This window comes from Flavobacterium profundi, assembly GCF_006491645.1.
Taxonomy (GTDB): domain Bacteria; phylum Bacteroidota; class Bacteroidia; order Flavobacteriales; family Flavobacteriaceae; genus Flavobacterium; species Flavobacterium profundi.
Genome location: NZ_VDCZ01000022.1, coordinates 1 through 17,992, shown reverse-complemented (window position 1 = coordinate 17,992; position 17,992 = coordinate 1). Strand labels below are relative to the sequence as shown.

Below are 17,992 nucleotides of genomic sequence, written 5' to 3'. Positions count from 1 at the left end.
AAAAACAAAACAGCTTATAAAGTACAAAACCACTCTAATAGCCCCGATTGTAGTGGCATCCTTTTTATTTTTATACCAAAAAATAAAAAGATAAAACGAAAAGCGGGAATACATTCCTTTATAGCAACAAAGCAGTGCTCCTGAAAATTAATAAAATAGTATACCTATATATATTGTGTTTGTTTTTCTATTGTATTATATTTGCACCTCATTAAATTTTAACAAATGATAAAGATTACTTTACCGGATGGTTCGGTTAAGGAGTTTGCAAATGGCACAACTCCTATGGATGTCGCTTTGAGCATAAGCGAAGGTTTAGCAAGAAATGTAATTTCAGCTTCTTTTAATGGTACAACCATTGAAACCTCTACTCCACTAACCACCGATGGTTCTCTTGTACTATATACTTGGAATAACGATGAAGGTAAAAAAGCATTTTGGCATTCTACCTCACACGTTATGGCTCAAGCGCTTGAAGAATTATATCCTGGTATAAAGCTAACTATTGGTCCTGCAATTGATAATGGTTTTTATTATGATGTTGATTTTGGGGATAAAAAGATTACAGATGCTGATTTTAAGAAAATAGAAGATCGTGTTTTAGAAATTTCAAGAGAAAAACATGAATTCAAAATGCGTTCGGTTTCCAAAGCAGAAGCTTTAGCTATGTATAAGGACAATGAATTTAAGACCGAATTAATTGAGAATTTAGAAGACGGCACGATTACATTTTGCGATCATGCTACTTTTACGGATTTATGTAGAGGCGGTCATATTCCAAATACAGGAATCATTAAGGCTATGAAAATTCTTTCTGTTGCAGGTGCTTATTGGAGAGGGAATGAAAAAAACAAACAATTAACACGTGTATATGGAATTTCGTTTCCTAAACAAAAAGATTTAACTGAATACCTTCAATTATTAGAAGAAGCCAAAAAAAGAGATCATCGTAAATTAGGAAAAGAATTAGAATTATTTCATTTTTCCCAAAAGGTAGGACAAGGGTTACCATTATGGCTACCAAAAGGAGCTGCTTTACGCGATCGTTTAGAGCAATTTTTGAAAAAAGCACAGAAAAAAGCAGGATATGAACAAGTGGTTACTCCTCATATTGGCCAAAAAGAATTATATGTTACTTCTGGTCATTATGCTAAATATGGAGCAGATAGTTTCCAGCCGATTCACACACCAGCTGAAGGAGAAGAGTTTTTATTAAAACCTATGAACTGTCCGCACCACTGTGAAATATACAACGCGCGTCCGTGGTCGTATAAAGATTTACCAAAGCGTTATGCCGAATTTGGAACTGTTTACCGATATGAGCAAAGTGGAGAATTACACGGATTAACTCGTGTAAGAGGTTTTACGCAAGATGATGCTCATATTTTTTGTACACCCGATCAATTAGATGCTGAATTCAAAAATGTAATTGATTTAGTACTTTATGTTTTTGGTTCTTTAGGATTTGAAAATTTTACAGCTCAGGTATCTGTGAGAGATTTAGACAATCCAGATAAATATATAGGAAGTGTAGAAAATTGGGAGAAAGCAGAAAATGCCATCATTAGCGCTGCAAGAGATAAAGGTTTGAATTATGTAATTGAACCAGGTGAAGCTGCATTTTACGGGCCAAAATTAGACTTTATGGTTAAAGATGCTTTAGGCAGAAGTTGGCAACTAGGAACAATTCAAGTGGATTATAATTTACCCGAACGTTTTGAATTAACCTATAAGGGTAGTGATAATGAATTACACAGACCGGTAATGATTCACCGTGCGCCTTTTGGTAGCATGGAACGATTTATAGCGATTTTACTAGAGCATACAGCAGGAAATTTCCCAATTTGGTTAATGCCAGAGCAAGCTATTATCTTGTCTTTGAGCGAGAAATATGAAAAATATGCCGAAAAAGTTTTAAATTTGCTAGAAAATCACGAAATTCGCGCCCTATTAGACAATAGAAACGAAACCATTGGTAAAAAGATTCGTGAAGCAGAAACGCAAAAGTACCCTTTCATGTTGATTGTAGGTGAAGAAGAAGAGAAAAATGGTACGATTTCTGTAAGAAGACATGGGGACGATGGAAAATCTAATACCACTATGACTATTGAGGCATTTGCAGCATTAGTTACAGAAGAAATAAACAAAACATTAAAACAATTCTAAGTTTAACTTAAATTTTTAAAGCCATAGCAATTAGAAACAACAGAGGTTTCAAACCTCGCGAAGAAAAAAAAGCAGCACATCGAATTAACAATTTAATTCGTGTTCCTGAAGTACGTTTAGTAGGTGAAAACATTGAACCTGGTATTTACAAAATCAATGAAGCTTTACGACTTGCAGAAGAGCAAGAAGTAGATTTGGTAGAAATTTCTCCAAATGCGGAGCCTCCAGTTTGTAAATTAATGGATTATGGTAAGTTTCTTTACGAACAAAAGAAACGTGAAAAAATGCTTAAAGCGAAATCATCTCAAGTTGTTATTAAAGAGATTCGTTTTGGTCCACAAACCGACGAGCATGATTACGAGTTTAAAAAGAAAAATGCCATTAAGTTTTTACAAGATGGAGCTAAGTTAAAAGCTTTTGTATTCTTTAAAGGACGTTCTATTATTTATAAGGAACAAGGTCAAATTCTTTTATTGCGTTTAGCACAAGAATTAGAAGAATACGGTAAAGTAGAACAATTACCAGTATTAGAAGGTAAGCGTATGATTATGTATTTAGCTTCAAAGAAAAAGGCAAAATAAAATGTTCTTAAATTATTAGTTATTTCATGACTAATTATAAAGATAAAGAGTTAGCTTTGCCAACTCAAAAAAATAATAAGTAAGATAAATTAAATACAGGAAGAAAATGCCTAAAATGAAAACAAAATCTAGTGCTAAGAAACGATTCAAAGTTACTGGCTCTGGAAAAATTAAAAGAAAGCATGCTTTTAAGAGTCATATTTTGACTAAAAAATCTAAAAAGCGTAAATTAGCTTTAACTCATTCTACTTTGGTTCACAAAACAGATGAGAAAAGTATTAAACAACAATTGAATATTATTTAATTCGTTGTTTAGGTTAAAATAAATTAATAACCCTGGAGTGGGCGAATTGAAAGTACAATTCAAAAGTGTTTAAAAACCGCCTTACTACAAAAAACATTTAAAATTATGCCAAGAGCAAAAAATAGAGTAGCTAGTAGAGCTAGAAGAAAAAGAATATTAAAACAAGCCAAAGGATTCTTTGGAAGACGTAAAAACGTTTGGACAGTAGCTAAAAACGCGGTAGAAAAAGCAATGGTATATGCTTACCGTGACAGAAAGCAAAAAAAGAGAAATTTCCGTGCTTTATGGATTATGCGTATCAACGCTGGTGCAAGATTACACGGAATGAGTTATTCTCAATTCATGGGTAAAATCAAAGCTAACAATATCGAATTGAACCGTAAAGTTCTTGCAGATTTAGCTATGAATCACCAAGAAGCTTTCGCAGCTATCGTTAAAAAAATTAAATAATACGTCAAACCAGTTTATCTTACTTATATAGAAATCCCAATCTTTTGATTGGGATTTTTGTTTATATTTGAATAAAAAATGAAAAAGCTACTTTCAATTTTTCTTTTTACACTGCTTCTAATTAGTTGCAAAAAAGAAACCACAACACATACTCCTGATCATTTTACTGAAACCACTGTTGATACCATCTCAAACCAAGAAGTTGAAATTACCGTTAGAGATACCGTTCAGCTTAAAATTCCTCAAACACTCTTGACTCTTATTCAAAATGAATTTGAAGGAAAGAAAATAGAAATACTCCATGTCGCATTTGGAAAATTAGACAACGATAGTTTAGAGGATGCAGTAGCCATAATACAAGATCAAACAAACGAGAAACCTTCTGAAAGTATCTTAGTCTTCAAAAAAAATAGCACAAATTATACTTTGATGGCACATAATCGTTCTATTATTACAGAAGAATATTTTTTTACGAATGCACATACCAATAGTTCTAAAGAAATAAAAATAGAACAACAACAACTTAAAATCGATTTGTATTGTTACGGACCTTGTGGTAATACATTTTTAGATTTTAAAGTAAATAATGATGATTTAGTACTCGATCATTTTTCCACTTACGATGCAGGTGCAGGTGCACAAATTGAAAGAGAATACTTAGTAGATACTAATCTTGTAAAAATTAAAATAACCAATACAATGACAGAAGAAATGGATGTTACTGAAGAAGAATTTCCATTTACTTATAGTAAAGGTATTCGGTTTATCGATTTAAATACAAAAGATCTTTTCAAAGAATTAGGTTCCTTAGAGTCTAAAATTATACTTTAAATTATTTACATTTTACCATTTGGAAACAAAAAAACAATTACATCCTAGAAACAAACATAATAAAGGTTATGTTTTTGAAGAACTAATAGCAGTATATCCTAAATTAAAAGACTATGTTTTTATCAATACCTATGGAAATGAAACAATTGACTTTTCGCTTCCAGATGCCGTCAAAGCTTTAAATAAAAGTCTTTTATTAACGTATTATAAGGTCCATTTTTGGGATTTCCCGAAAACAAATCTTTGTCCGCCCATTCCAGGTAGAGCAGATTATATTCATTATTTAGCCGATTTACTAGCAACATCTCATCAAGGAAAAATACCAACTGGCAGAAGTATTAAAGGTTTGGATATTGGTGTAGGTGCAAATTGTATTTATCCTATTATAGGAAATTCAGAATACGGTTGGCAATTTGTAGGAACAGAAACCGATGTTCCTTCTTTAAAATCATGTGCTCAAATTGTTGAAAAAAATGAATCTTTACAAAAGGATGTTACTTTAAGAATCCAATCTAACAAAAGAAATATTCTTAAAAATTGCATTTTAGAAACCGATCGATTTGATTTTGCAATTTGTAATCCTCCTTTTCATAATTCCAGAGAAGAAGCAACTAAAGGTACTCAAAGAAAACTGAGAAATCTTGGTAAAGCCAAAGAAGGCAAGCCGGTCTTAAATTTTAGTGGTCAAAATAATGAATTATGGACAGAAGGAGGCGAACTTGCATTTGTTACCAATATGATTTATGAAAGTGCTCATTTTAAGAAACAATGTCTTTGGTTTACTACTTTGGTTTCAAAAAAAGAAAATCTAAAGCCTTTTTACAATCATTTGAAAAAAGTAAATGCTCTAGAAGTTAAGACTGTTGAAATGGAACAAGGAAATAAAATAAGTCGTTTTATTGCTTGGACATTTTTAAATGAAGAACAAAGAGAAAATTGGGCTATTATTAATTGGGAATAAAAAAAGGCTTCGGAAATCGAAGCCTCTTGGAAATATTTTGGAAATATTATTGTTTTATAACCTTACTAACCGCTGTACCTTCATTTGCGTTTATTTTAAACAAATAAATTCCTGATGGTAATGTTTCAATATTTAAGGTGTTATTTGAATAATTTAACGATTCATTCAGTAAAATTCTACCATTCATATCAATTATTTGTAACTGAGGATTTGTTAAAGCGTTAAATTGAATCGTTACCTCATTTCTAGTTGGATTAGGATAAATATTTAATTGGTTGTTTATAGCAAAATCAGTTACACTTAAAAATGGCGAACAATTGTTACCTGTAACAATTGGCGATCCAGCAATCCAATTTGACGTTACACCATTTAATGAAAAATCTGTTAATGTTCCATTATAACCATTTCCAGAAGCATCTGTTAAAGTGGTTACCGTTACATTATTATCGCTATCCACACCCTGATTAAATTGATAATAAGCAACCAATCCAGTTTGAGAAGCAGGATTTGCTAATTCACAATTTTGATTGTTTTGAAGTTCAGACAGAGATAAAGGCCTATTCCATACACGTAATTCATCTAAATTCCCTTGATAGAAATCATCTGGTTCAGTTAAATCATTAATTTCTCTTGCGCTTAAACCATTATTTTTGGAATTATCTTTATTGGTCACAGGTGGAATAAAATATTTATAACCATTTGCTCCAAGAAAAATACTTTGTGATTGAAAAATTAAATCAATAGTACCCGTTGCATCAAGCACACCATCTACATATAAAAAAATATTATTACTCACATCTGCCGTTTTTACAATAGCTATATGATGCCAAATATTGTCGTTTATGGTAATATTTCCTGTAATTACATCATCACCACTACCGTCATTAGGATGAACTATTAATCTTAAATTACCATTTGCAATAGTTATTCTAGTTCTATTAAAATCATAACCTGTATTAACATCATCATCCTTCATCCAAGAAAATAAACAAGCATCTGCACTAGTCGTATTTGTTTTTATCATCGCTTCAAAAGTGAATGTAGCAGGTCTTTCAAAATGATTTAAAACTACAAAATCGTCAATGCCATCAAAGTTTAAATGAGATGCCGCTGCTATAAAAGATTTAAACCATAAATCATATTCATAATAAGATTGACTATTATAAACATACAACGTTCCATTGGCATAGGTACCAGTCGCCCCATTACTAGATCCAAAGAAAATTCCATTACCAGTAATACCATCTAATCTTATAGTATAAGTTGAAGAAGCAGTTAGATTCACTGTAGTCTCAATTGGTATAGCATATTCACCATAAGGTGGTGCTATATTTAATGTGAAATTTTGTATTGCAAGAACGTTTCCGTTATAACCTTCTCCTTCGTATATTGTTAATTTAAATTCACCAGCAACAAAATTGGTAGGATCATCATCATAAAAAACACTTATTTGTGATAATTTACCAGTTAATCCAGCAATAAAAGATTGCCCTACGTTTTGTGTAGGCGATACAAGAAAACCACCTCCACCTGTTCCTGTAGGTGTATTGAATTGATCCAAAACTTGTCCAAAAGAAATTAAATGAACAAAAAGAACTGCTACAGATAAGTAGTGTTTAAGTTTCATAAAATGAGTATTTTTAATTAAAAAGTAATTTTGTGAAGTAATTGTAGAGGCAATAAAAAGCAAAATTCAAAAAGAGGCTTCTAATAATTGAAACCTCTTTTGAAAAACATTTTGTTTATTTTTTTACCACTTTTTGAACAGTTGATCCTTCTTGAGAATTTATTGCAAAAACATATACACCTGTTTGTAAATTGGAAACATCAATTGCATTTGTAATTTCAGATAATTTGCAGTTCATCATTTCTCTACCATTCATATCATAAACTTTTAAAGAAACACTTGTAAGGCCATTGGTAGCAATAGTTATAGTAGAAGAAGTAGGATTTGGATATACCTCAATATTTTCAGAAATATCAAAAGTATTGGCACTTAAGGTACCATTTATTGTTCCAAAATCAAGCCAAACTTCTGTAAAAGAATAATCCCCTTCTGATCCTACAGGAACATTCAAAGTACATGCAGAAAGCGTTATATTTCCAAAAACATCTGCACTAACTGTTAAGGGTAAAGTTATATAACAATTTACAGTAGTTAAATTGGTACAGTTGTAAAAAGCATGATCACCAATTGAAGTTACTGTACTAGGAATAGTTACAGTTGTTAAACCACTACAACTTTCAAAAGCAGATACTCCAATTGTAGTAACCGATTCTGGTAATACTACAGTTGTTAAACCAGAACACAGTGCAAAAGAAAATTCACCTATACTAGTTACCGAACTTGGTACAGTAAGAGCCGTTAAACTCGTACAACTATAAAAAGCAGAATTCCCAATTGATTCTACTGTATTTGGAATAGTTATAGAAGCCAAATTACTACAATTATAGAATGTGTTGTTAGGAATGGCTGTAATAGCATTTGGTAAAGTTACAGAAGTTAAACCACTACATCCATAAAAAATTCCATTACCCATAGTGGCAACTGAATCTGGAAGAACTACTGTAGTAAGTAATGTACACGAATTAAAAACATAGGCTCCTAATGATGCTACCGAATTTCCAATAGTTACAGTTGCTAAATTACTACATCCTGCAAATGCAGTATCACCAATACTAGTAACCGTATTTGGAATACTCACAGAAGTTATGTAAGTATTGTTTGCAAAAGCAGAAGTTGCAATTGAAGTTACTTCATAATCGAAAGTTCCATCAGTTACCGTTGTAGGTATTACGGCATCATTAAAGAAATAAGGGTTAGAACCTACTTCCACTGTACGAGGCACTACACTAGAAGTAACATTGTAATCTATTCCTCCATCTGTAAAGGTTTGAGCAAATGATGTACACACACATCCTAAAAGAAATAATAAAAGATAATTTTGTTTCATATTTTTTAAATTTAATTATCAAAAGTAAACTAAATACAAACACCGTTTTCATTTTTGGGACGAAACGCAAAAGTTTGTATACTAATTTTCTGTATACATTAAATTTAAAAGGTACGATTAGGTTTTTTGTTTTTTCTTTCTTGCTGCTGGAAACAATACATTGTTTAAAATCAGTCGGTACCCTGGTGAAGTAGGATGCAAGTCTAAAACTGTTGGAGCATCTCCCACATGATGTTGATAGTCTTCAGGATCATGTCCTCCATAAAAAGTAAACATTCCTTTTCCTTTGGTTCCGTGAATGTATCTTGCTTCTCCATTAATTTTACATTCTCCAAGTACTAAAACATTAGCTTTAACCGTATGCTCAGCAAAAGCAGTAGTTTGCCCCATAAAACCTTTTACTAATTGGGTATGATTTTGACAAAGCATGGTTGGAATAGGATCCCATTTAGCAGAAAAATCCATCAAGGTAAAATAATCTTTATCAAAAGGGACTCTTCTATTGTTATTATTCCTGTCTTTAGAAGTATCAATATCAGAAAACTCATAGATTGTAGGCTGTCTTTCTAATATAAAGTCTTTAAATGCAAAAGCATTATTATAATCCACTTTGGATTGATAATTTGGAGTACTTGCATCACCGTCAAACATAGGTTCGCAAATATCTACACCTTCAGCAGCTAGTGCAATATCAAAAGTTTCGGTTGCAGAACACATCGCAAACATAAATCCGCCACCTATTACATAATCACGAATTTTAATGGCAACTGCTAACTTTTCTTCAGAAACTTTATTATAGCCCATTTTTTTAGCTAAATCTTCTGCTTGCTTTTTTTGTTCAATATACCAAGGTGCATTACGATACATTCCAAAGAATTTACCATACTGACCTGTGAAATCTTCATGATGTAAATGCAACCAATCATATAAAACCAATTGATCTGTTAATACTTCTTCGTCATAAATTTCAGTATAAGGAATTTCAGCATACGTTAAAACCATAGTTACAGCATCATCCCAGGGTTGTTTCCCTTTTGGAGTATAAACTGCAATTTTAGGTGCTTTTTCTAAAACCACCGTTTCCATATTTTGAGACGGACTACTAATTTCTTCTAAGATAGTATTTGCAGCAGCATCTGATAGTATTTCAAATGTAACCCCTCTTATTTGACATTCTCTTCTAATTGCAGTATCATCAGGTAATAAAAAAGAACCACCACGATAATTTAACAACCAACTGGCTTTGTAATTTTTATCCAAAGCCCAATACGTAATACCATATGCTTTTAAGTGGTTTTGCTGACCCTCTGCTTCCATAGGTATCAGTATAAATGAGGCCTTTGTAGAAAAAGACAACAATAAAAATAGTATGCAAAAATATTTTTTCAATTTAAAATAGTTTTTTCAAAGATACTAAATACTATTGGTAAAGAGATAAAAAGTATGACAAAACACTGAAAAGCAAATCAAAATAAAGAACAATACGACTTCTAAATTTTATTGGTAATATTTTTGAGGGTAACGATTTTATTTTGGATAGCATACACAACTAAACCCGCAATATTTTTAGATTCTGTCTTTAACAAAAGATTATTTCTATGTCCATCAACTGTTCTTGGACTAATAAATAATTTTTCTGCAATTTCATTGGTACTTAATTGTTCACAAATTAGTTCTAAAACCTCTTTTTCCCGAGTAGTTAAATATTCTTCATCGAAAGTACTTTTTGTCTTTTTGGTACCAAAAATTAGTCCTTCATGAATAATATTCATAATTAAATCATTATAATAAAAACCTTTTGAAGCGACTTCATTAATAGTAAAAATCATTTCTTTAGGAGAAGCATTTTTAATCAAATAAGAAGAGGCACCTTCTTGAATCATATTGATAATAAAAGGTTTGGTATCATAACTTGTTAAGGCAATAATCTTGATGCCTGGGAATTTTTTATGAATTTTCTTAGTCGCTTCCACTCCATTTAACATGGGCATTTTCAAATCCATAAGGATAATATCGGGTAAATTATCTTGGTTATTGTTTAAATAATTGACCAATTCTTCTCCGTTTGATGCTTCAAAAACAATTTCAATGTTTTTTTCACGTTCTAACATAAATAAAATTCCTTTTCTAAAAAGAAGTTCATCATCTGTTAAAATAATTTTTATAGTTTTCATTTGTAGATAGATTTTTAATAAACTTTGTTATAACTAAGCTTATTCACAAAATTTGATTTTTTTAAAAATTTAAATGTATTTGTACTCCTTGGTCAATAGCACTATTCATTTTAAAATTCCCTTTTAAAAATTCTACTCTACTTTCAATGTTCTTCATTCCTAAACCTTTTTTAGCAGTATTATTTTCTAAGTTAAAACCTCTACCATTATCGGTATACTTTAATACCCTTTTATTTTTCTTTTTTTCCAATGTAATATCAATTTTTGAAGCATGACCATGTTTAATGGAGTTATTCACTAATTCTTGAATAATTCTAAAAAGGTGCAAATGGTTTTTGACATCAATTTCATTAAATATTTCTTGTTGGTACTCATTTTTATAATTGATGATTAATTCTTTTGATTTTGCATAATCACAACAAAGTTCTTCAATAGCTACATGAATGCCAAATTCTTCAAATATAGGAGGCAATAAATCATGTGAAATTCTCCTGGTACTTTCTAATACTTTAGCAGAAACTTCAATTATATTAGAGGTTATTTCTTTTATCTCTTTTTCTGACAAACTTGGTGCTGTTAAAAAATGACTATTTAATGAAATAATATTTATTTTAGAACTAATATCATCATGCAAATCTCTAGCTATTCTCTTCCTCTCTTTTTCTTGAGTAAGAATAGCAGCGTTAAGCATTTCTTTTTGATACTTAATCTCTAAGTCTTTTTTTTCAATTTCTTTCTGAATAATTTTTTTTCTAGAATAATAAAAAAAAACTAAGATGGAAACTGTCAACAAAATGAAAGCGATAAAAGTATAAACGATGGCTAAAACTAGTTCTCTATCATTTATCATAATTTGATTTTTCTTTATTTAAAAAAATTTCCCTCCATTCTAATAATATAAAAAACTGATATACAATATATAGAAACGAATTTAATATCCATACAATTTTGCTAGGAGCCAAATCCAATCTCGTAATTAAATTACCAGAAATAAACAGTACGGTACTGCCAAACAAATATAGTAGTATTCCTGTGTTTAAATAATAATATTTCCTCTTTTCATTTAAAATGTTATAAAAATGAAACATTGAAAAAATGATAATTAAAAAAGAAGTAATAAAAATTTCGAATAAATTAAATTTAACTAGCAAATCCTCATTAAAATAATATTGAATACTCAGTGAAATTAAACAAATAGGTATAGAAATTTTAATTACTTTTCTTTGAAAAGAATTATTTATAATTTCTAAATAGAAAATACTTAAAAATATAAATTGAAGAATAAAATAATAATGGGATAAATAAAGATTATTTGTAGATTGACTTCTTAAATAAACAGATGTAATTTGTATAATTAAGATTGATAATAAATACAAAGTGAATACAAGGATAGCTCTAGATATTTTCCTCATTTTTATAAAAAATAAAATAAAGTTAATACCTAGAAGCAAATTCCCTATATGTATTAATACATCTAACAAAATTATTTTGCAGCATTAATAAATGGAGCGGCCGTATTACAAGTATTTGGACATGGACTTGTAAAATCATAAATATAGTATCCGTTTTCATAATCAATCATATCATTTTGATTATTATCAACGCCTACTACCATCATATGTGGTTCATAAGTTCCATCTGCTTTCTCTTCAAGCCCTAAATAACCTCTTATATGATACGTTTTATCATCATTAATAATTCCTTCTACGTCTGCTGCAGGAATTAAAAAAGCCTTTAAAGCATTCTTAGCCAAGAAATTAGCTCCATTTTTATTCCAATTTGTAGCCCATTGTTGAGCGGTTTCTAACGTAATTACGTCTTGTGGTAATTCATTTGCCATAATAAAAAATTTTAAGTTATTTGTTTAAGACAAATTTAGAATTAAAAAGTTATAAATAATTACCTAAATCATAAAACAGGTATTTTTACGGGTAAGTGGTTAAAACGAATACCCTAATTTAGCAAAGTGTTAAGAAAATGAATTTTTGTAAGTATAAACCTATTCAAATTTTGATTACTTTAGTAGAAATATTATTAACTATTAAATTTTTACAATTATGTCAACAGAACCTTTTATTGGAGAAATCAAAATTTTCGGATTTAATTTTGCACTGGTGAGCTATCAATTATGCGCGGGTCAAATCATGTCAATCGCTCAAAATACAGCTTTATTTTCGTTATTAGGAACTACTTATGGTGGAAATGGACAAACTACTTTCGCTTTACCAGATTTAAGAGGAAGAATGCCTATTGGTCAAGGACAAGGACCTGGTTTACCAAATTATTTTATGGGGCAATTATCCGGAACAACCAATGTAACGCTTTTAACTTCAAATATTCCAGCACATGTGCATACCTTAAATGCTATGCAAGTTAAGATTCAGGCTAGCAGTGGTAATGCAGATGAACTTTCACCAGAAGGCAATTTTCCAGCTACTGGCTCAACAGCCATTTATAGTAGTAATGGGCCAACTGCTGGAACTTATATGGGAGGCACTCAAGTTTCAGGAACAACTGATATTACTGGTTCTAACATACCAGTAAACATTCAAAACCCCTACTTAACCATAAATTACTCTATTGCAATTTATGGTATATTTCCAAGTAGGAATTAATTAGAGTTTAACTTTAAAATATATAATTATGTCTACAGAACCTTTTATAGGAGAAATTAAAATTTTTGGTTTTAGTTTTGCACCTAGAGGATACATGCTTTGCGCTGGTCAAATCCTTTCAATAGCACAAAATTCAGCTTTATTTTCATTAATTGGTACAGCCTATGGAGGTAATGGACAAACCACTTTTGCTCTTCCAGATTTACAAGGAAGAATGCCTATTGGACAAGGCCAAGGTCCTGGTTTACCTAGTCATTCAATAGGAGATAGAAGTGGACAAACGACAGTAACACTTATTTCGTCTAATTTACCATCGCATATACATACTTTAAATAATGCTCATGTTAATTTACAGGCAAGCAGTGGTAATGCAGATGAACTCTCACCAGAAGGTAATTTTTTAGCAACCACAACTAATGCTATATATAGTAGTGAAGGAGCATCACCTGGAATTTTTACTGGAGGTACACAAATAACAGGCTCAACTGACCCTACAGGCTCAAATATTCCTTTTAGCATTATGAATCCTTATTTAACAATTAATTATTCAATTGCTACAGTAGGAATTTTTCCAAGTAGGAATTAACTCAATTATAAATATAAAAAATAAAGGAAACACCGTTAAGGTGTTTCCTTTATAAATATAAGAACAGAAATGCAAAAAATTGGAATCCTTTTACCAAGATCCACTTATTATGAAACTATTAGCTTTGATATTTTTCAAGGTCTTAAATCGAGTTTAGAAAATTTAGAACTAAAAGAATATCAAATCATTACAGAAAACATTGGTTTTGGAGCAGATAAGCAACAATGTTATCGAGCAGCAGAAAAATTATTATTAGAAGAAAATGTTAGCTTAGTTGTAGCTTACATTGGTCATAGAACAGCGGAATTATTAAGACCCTTATTTTTAGCGGCTAACAAAATACTAGTCGTATTAGATGCTGGGGCTAATTTACCAAATGAATGGCCAACTTGTCCTAACATTTTTTACCATTCCTTACACAATGCATTAGGAGCAAGATTTTCCGCTCAAAAAGCGATAAATGATGGTTTTAGTGAAGGAGCTTTAATAACTGGCTATTACGATGGAGGTTATTTACATACTTACAGTATAAGCAAAAGTTTTGAAGATTTTAATGGGAAAATTGTTTTTAATCACGCTACAGGTTATAGAGAAGATGATTTTAACATGGATCCATTAACATCACATTTAGATCAATATCCAAATTCAGCTCTATTATCTATCTTTAGTGGTGATTTTGTACAATGGTATTTTGCTGAAATTAATAAAAAATTTAAAAATAAGAATTTACCAATGTATTTAACTCCATTCGGGATGGAAGAAACCATGCTCGAAAAAGCAGAATTTGCTAGTGAACACATTAAAGGAATTACGGCTTGGTCAAAAAAAATTGAAAATTCGCACAACCAACATTTCATTGAAACTTTAGAAGCAACAGGTAGAAAACCTAATATATTTTCTCTTATCAGTTGGGAAAGTGCTGCACTAGTTGAAAAGATAATTTCTCTATTAAACATTCATAAAACAAACCTACACGAAATTTCTTCAGATTTGAAAAACTATCAATTTGAAACTCCAAGAGGTATCATTTCCTTTGATCACAAAACAAACACAACATTAAGTCCATTATTTGAAGCTAAAATAATTGATAAAAATGGCTATTGTGACATTGAAATAGAAAACGAAATTACAAATTATAAAGAAGAATTTGAAAAACTAGCCTCTTTCCAATTGGAAAACATAAATTCAGCTTGGTATAATAGTTATACGTGTATATAATATGGAAAATAGTATAAAAATAGTTTTATTATGTGGTGGTAGATTTGCTTTTCCGGCTTTACAATTATTAGCATTTGAAAAATTCCTATATGCAGTTGCTATTGGTAAAGGTTCTGAAAACATTGTTGATGCATTAGAAAATGAATGTACCAACAATAACATGAAATTCAATCATTTCCCTAACAAAGCCAAAATAAAAGAAATGAAAGATTGGATTAATGAAATTCAACCCGATTACATTTTTTCCATTTCCTTTCCTTTTTTAATTCCTGAAGAAGTCTTAAAGTACGGTACGGATAAATTCATTAATTTCCATCCAGGTCCATTACCAAGGTATAGAGGCGTTATGCCTATTTTTGAAGTACTAAAAAATCAAGAAAGCCATACGGCAATTTGTGCTCATTTCATGAATGCAAATTTCGATGAAGGAAATATTATTTTTAATGATCCTATTCTCATCAACGATAATGAAACGTATGGTAGTTTGACCGTTAAATTAAGTAAAAGAGTAGCACAAGTAGCACTTAATATGGCAAATATGCTACAGTTCGCTAAATCAATCCCTAGTATTATTCAAGATGAAGATTTCGCATATTATTATGAAAAACCAACTTTATCAGACACTTACATTAACTGGAAACAAATGGATGCAGCTGAAATAGTAGCTTTAATAAATGCTTGTAACCCTTGGAACACTGGTGCTGATACCACATTTATAGGACAACCCGCTAAACTAATTGAGGCTAGAGTAATCGACAAATCATCTAATGAAAATCAACCTGGAACAATAATTGAAATTTTAGATGAAAACCAAATTTGTATTGCCACTGCAGATAATAAACAAATTGCAGTTACAATATTACAAACTCAAGAGGGCATACAAACTGTAAAACAATTACATAGAAAATTAAATCTGATGAATTTAGCATTCAATTAAATAGTATATTTGTATAAAAATTAACACAAAAATGACTAATATGAAACAAAAAATTACTTTACTCTTATTTATCATTTCTTTTCTTTCATGGAACGGAAATGCCCAAACTCAGTTTTGGAGCGATACTTTTGAAGATGTAGGAGCACCAAGTTCTGGTTCTAGAACTCCTTCAGTATCTGAATTCTCTTGTGGAGGTCCACCTGCAACAGCATATTTTAAGAGAACTGATGTATCTTCAATCGCTTTACAATCTGGCACATATACAGGTTTTGAAGGTAGTAAATTTTGGGCTGCTGAAGATATCGATAGAGGTCCGACTTGTACAAGTAATTCTATATCTGCGAACCAACAAGTAACTTGGAGTGGTATAAATATCAGTGGGAAAACAAATTTGTCATTTAAAGGCTTTTTTGCTGCTAATAATTTAGGAGGATGGCAAGGTATCAATTGGGGTGCTTCTCAAGACTTTGTTGCATTTGAATACCGTATAGATGGTGGTGCATGGGTAAAAGCGCTTGCATTTTATAGTAGTGAGCCCGCTGCATCAGCTGCTTCAACAAATACTCTAGATTTAGACACAAATGGAGATATGATCGGAGATGGTCCTTCATTGAATTATATTTTTACAGAATATTCTGCAGCCATAGTGGGTACGGGAACTGTATTAGATATTCGTTTAAACTGTTTCTCTAATGCTACTGGTGTACAAGAAATTGCCATAGACAATTTCCGATTATTTGAACAATCATGTAATAACCCAACAGTACCAACTTTAGCAGCAACTGTGAATCCAGTATGTAATGGTGCTTCTACTACTTTAAATATTACAGGAACTTTAAATGATGCTACACAATGGGCTATTTATACAGGCTCTTGCGGTGGAAGTTTAGTTGGAACAACTGCTTCTTCTACTTTTGTAGTTACTCCAACTGGACCAAGTACAACTTATTATATTAGAGGCGAAGGTGGCTGTGTAACACCAGGAACTTGTGGATCTATAACTATTAATGTTAGTACAGTCTCTCTTACACCTTCTTCTCAAACAGATGTATCGTGTAATGGTGGTTCAAATGGCGCAGCTTCAGTAAATGTTGCAACGGGTGGTGTAGGCCCATATACTTACAATTGGACGCCTGGCAACCCAACAGGTGACGGAACCACTTCAGTTACAGGGTTAACAGCTGGAACTTGGACGTGTACAGTAACTGATGCAAATGCTTGTACTACTTCGGTAAACTTTACGATAACTCAACCAACTGCTTTAGCATTAACTCCAGCTTCTCAAACGAATGTAGCATGTAATGGAGGTTCAAATGGTGCTGCAGCTGTGAATATTGCAACTGGCGGTGCTGGTGGGTACACTTATAATTGGACGCCTGGTAACCCTATTGGAGACGGAACCACTTCAGTTACAGGGTTAACAGCTGGAACTTGGACGTGTACTGTAACCGATGCTAATGGTTGTACTGCTTCTCAAAACTTTACTATTACGCAACCAACTGCTTTATCATTAACTCCTTCTTCTCAAACAGACGTAGCATGTAATGGAGGTTCAAATGGTGCTGCAGCTGTGAATATTGCAACTGGAGGTGCTGGTGGGTACACTTATAATTGGACGCCTGGTAACCCAACGGGTGACGGAACCACTTCAGTTACAGGATTATCAGCTGGTACTTGGACCTGTACTGTAACAGATGCTAATGGATGTACTGCTTCACAAAACTTTACAATTACGCAACCAACTGCTTTAGCATTAACTCCTTCTTCTCAAACGAATGTGGCATGTAACGGAGGTGCTAACGGTGCTGCAGCTGTGAATACTGCAACTGGTGGTGCTGGTGGATATACTTATAATTGGACGCCTGGTAACCCAACAGGTGACGGAACTACTTCAGTAACTGGATTAACTGCTGGTACTTGGACCTGTACTGTAACAGATGCTAATGGATGTACTGCTTCACAAAACTTTACAATTACGCAACCAACTGCTTTAGCATTAACTCCTTCTTCTCAAACGAATGTGGCATGTAACGGAGGTGCTAACGGTGCTGCAGCTGTGAATACTGCAACTGGTGGTGCTGGTGGTTATACTTATAATTGGACACCTGGTAACCCAACAGGTGACGGAACACCATCTGTAACAGGATTAACAGCAGGTACTTGGACGTGTACGGTAACTGATGCAAACGGTTGTACAACTTCTCAAAACTTTACA

General features: G+C 31.9%; 16 protein-coding genes and 1 pseudogene. 11 read left to right on the top strand and 6 right to left on the bottom strand.

Annotation, left to right across the window (positions count from 1 at the left end; translation table 11 throughout):
• Positions 1 to 225: 225 nt before the first annotated feature.
• The 6 genes from thrS (at position 226) to rlmF (ending at position 5,293) form a co-directional block, all read left to right on the top strand.
• A complete protein-coding gene (gene thrS, locus FHG05_RS18125) occupies positions 226 to 2,166 on the top strand; it encodes a threonine--tRNA ligase (protein ID WP_140999544.1) in 1,941 nt (646 codons plus the stop codon).
• A 29-nt stretch (positions 2,167 to 2,195) separates the two neighbouring features.
• The gene (gene infC / locus FHG05_RS18120; protein WP_262710460.1) at positions 2,196 to 2,747 is read left to right on the top strand and encodes a translation initiation factor IF-3; all 552 of its coding nucleotides are present in this window, start codon (positions 2,196 to 2,198) and stop codon (positions 2,745 to 2,747) included.
• Between the two features lie 106 nt (positions 2,748 to 2,853).
• Positions 2,854 to 3,051 (top strand): 50S ribosomal protein L35, encoded by a 198-nt coding sequence (rpmI, locus tag FHG05_RS18115; RefSeq protein ID WP_130736572.1) that lies wholly within the window; start codon positions 2,854 to 2,856, stop codon positions 3,049 to 3,051.
• Between the two features lie 105 nt (positions 3,052 to 3,156).
• Positions 3,157 to 3,501, top strand: coding sequence for a 50S ribosomal protein L20 (gene rplT / locus FHG05_RS18110; protein ID WP_130736571.1), 345 nt, complete (start codon positions 3,157 to 3,159; stop codon positions 3,499 to 3,501).
• A 78-nt stretch (positions 3,502 to 3,579) separates the two neighbouring features.
• A complete protein-coding gene (locus FHG05_RS18105) occupies positions 3,580 to 4,332 on the top strand; it encodes a hypothetical protein (RefSeq protein WP_140999542.1) in 753 nt (250 codons plus the stop codon).
• 19 nt (positions 4,333 to 4,351) lie between these two features.
• A complete protein-coding gene (gene rlmF, locus FHG05_RS18100) occupies positions 4,352 to 5,293 on the top strand; it encodes a 23S rRNA (adenine(1618)-N(6))-methyltransferase RlmF (protein ID WP_140999541.1) in 942 nt (313 codons plus the stop codon).
• 46 nt (positions 5,294 to 5,339) lie between these two features.
• Here rlmF and FHG05_RS18095 read toward each other — a convergent pair whose 3' ends face one another.
• The 6 genes from FHG05_RS18095 to FHG05_RS18065 form a co-directional block, all read right to left on the bottom strand.
• The gene (locus FHG05_RS18095) at positions 5,340 to 6,920 is read right to left on the bottom strand and encodes a T9SS type A sorting domain-containing protein (RefSeq protein WP_140999540.1); all 1,581 of its coding nucleotides are present in this window, start codon (positions 6,918 to 6,920) and stop codon (positions 5,340 to 5,342) included.
• Positions 6,921 to 7,035: 115 nt separating this feature from the next.
• A complete protein-coding gene (locus tag FHG05_RS18090; RefSeq protein WP_140999539.1) occupies positions 7,036 to 8,247 on the bottom strand; it encodes a leucine-rich repeat domain-containing protein in 1,212 nt (403 codons plus the stop codon).
• A 117-nt stretch (positions 8,248 to 8,364) separates the two neighbouring features.
• Positions 8,365 to 9,564: an asparagine synthetase B gene (locus tag FHG05_RS18085; RefSeq protein ID WP_232338115.1), complete on the bottom strand. Its 1,200-nt coding sequence runs from the start codon at positions 9,562 to 9,564 to the stop codon at positions 8,365 to 8,367.
• A 173-nt stretch (positions 9,565 to 9,737) separates the two neighbouring features.
• On the bottom strand, positions 9,738 to 10,421 hold the full coding sequence (locus tag FHG05_RS18080; protein WP_140999537.1) for a response regulator transcription factor: 684 nt from the start codon (positions 10,419 to 10,421) through the stop codon (positions 9,738 to 9,740).
• A 61-nt stretch (positions 10,422 to 10,482) separates the two neighbouring features.
• Positions 10,483 to 11,271, bottom strand: coding sequence for a sensor histidine kinase (locus FHG05_RS18075; RefSeq protein ID WP_140999536.1), 789 nt, complete (start codon positions 11,269 to 11,271; stop codon positions 10,483 to 10,485).
• A gap of 633 nt (positions 11,272 to 11,904) precedes the next feature.
• The gene (locus tag FHG05_RS18065) at positions 11,905 to 12,261 is read right to left on the bottom strand and encodes a hypothetical protein (RefSeq protein ID WP_140999535.1); all 357 of its coding nucleotides are present in this window, start codon (positions 12,259 to 12,261) and stop codon (positions 11,905 to 11,907) included.
• A gap of 217 nt (positions 12,262 to 12,478) precedes the next feature.
• On the opposite strand from FHG05_RS18065, the gene FHG05_RS18060 reads away from it, so the two are divergent.
• The 5 genes and pseudogenes from FHG05_RS18060 to FHG05_RS18040 form a co-directional block, all read left to right on the top strand.
• Positions 12,479 to 13,036, top strand: a complete 558-nt coding sequence (locus FHG05_RS18060; protein WP_140999534.1) for a phage tail protein — start codon at positions 12,479 to 12,481, stop codon at positions 13,034 to 13,036.
• Positions 13,037 to 13,064: 28 nt separating this feature from the next.
• Entirely contained in the window at positions 13,065 to 13,622 is a 558-nt protein-coding gene (locus tag FHG05_RS18055; RefSeq protein ID WP_140999533.1) for a phage tail protein, read from the top strand.
• 69 nt (positions 13,623 to 13,691) lie between these two features.
• Complete coding sequence (locus tag FHG05_RS18050; protein WP_140999532.1) at positions 13,692 to 14,840, top strand: ABC transporter substrate-binding protein; 1,149 nt, start codon at positions 13,692 to 13,694, stop codon at positions 14,838 to 14,840.
• A gap of 1 nt (position 14,841) precedes the next feature.
• On the top strand, positions 14,842 to 15,777 hold the full coding sequence (locus FHG05_RS18045) for a methionyl-tRNA formyltransferase (protein WP_140999531.1): 936 nt from the start codon (positions 14,842 to 14,844) through the stop codon (positions 15,775 to 15,777).
• A 40-nt stretch (positions 15,778 to 15,817) separates the two neighbouring features.
• Positions 15,818 to 17,992: pseudogene (locus tag FHG05_RS18040) on the top strand (SprB repeat-containing protein); the annotation flags it as partial.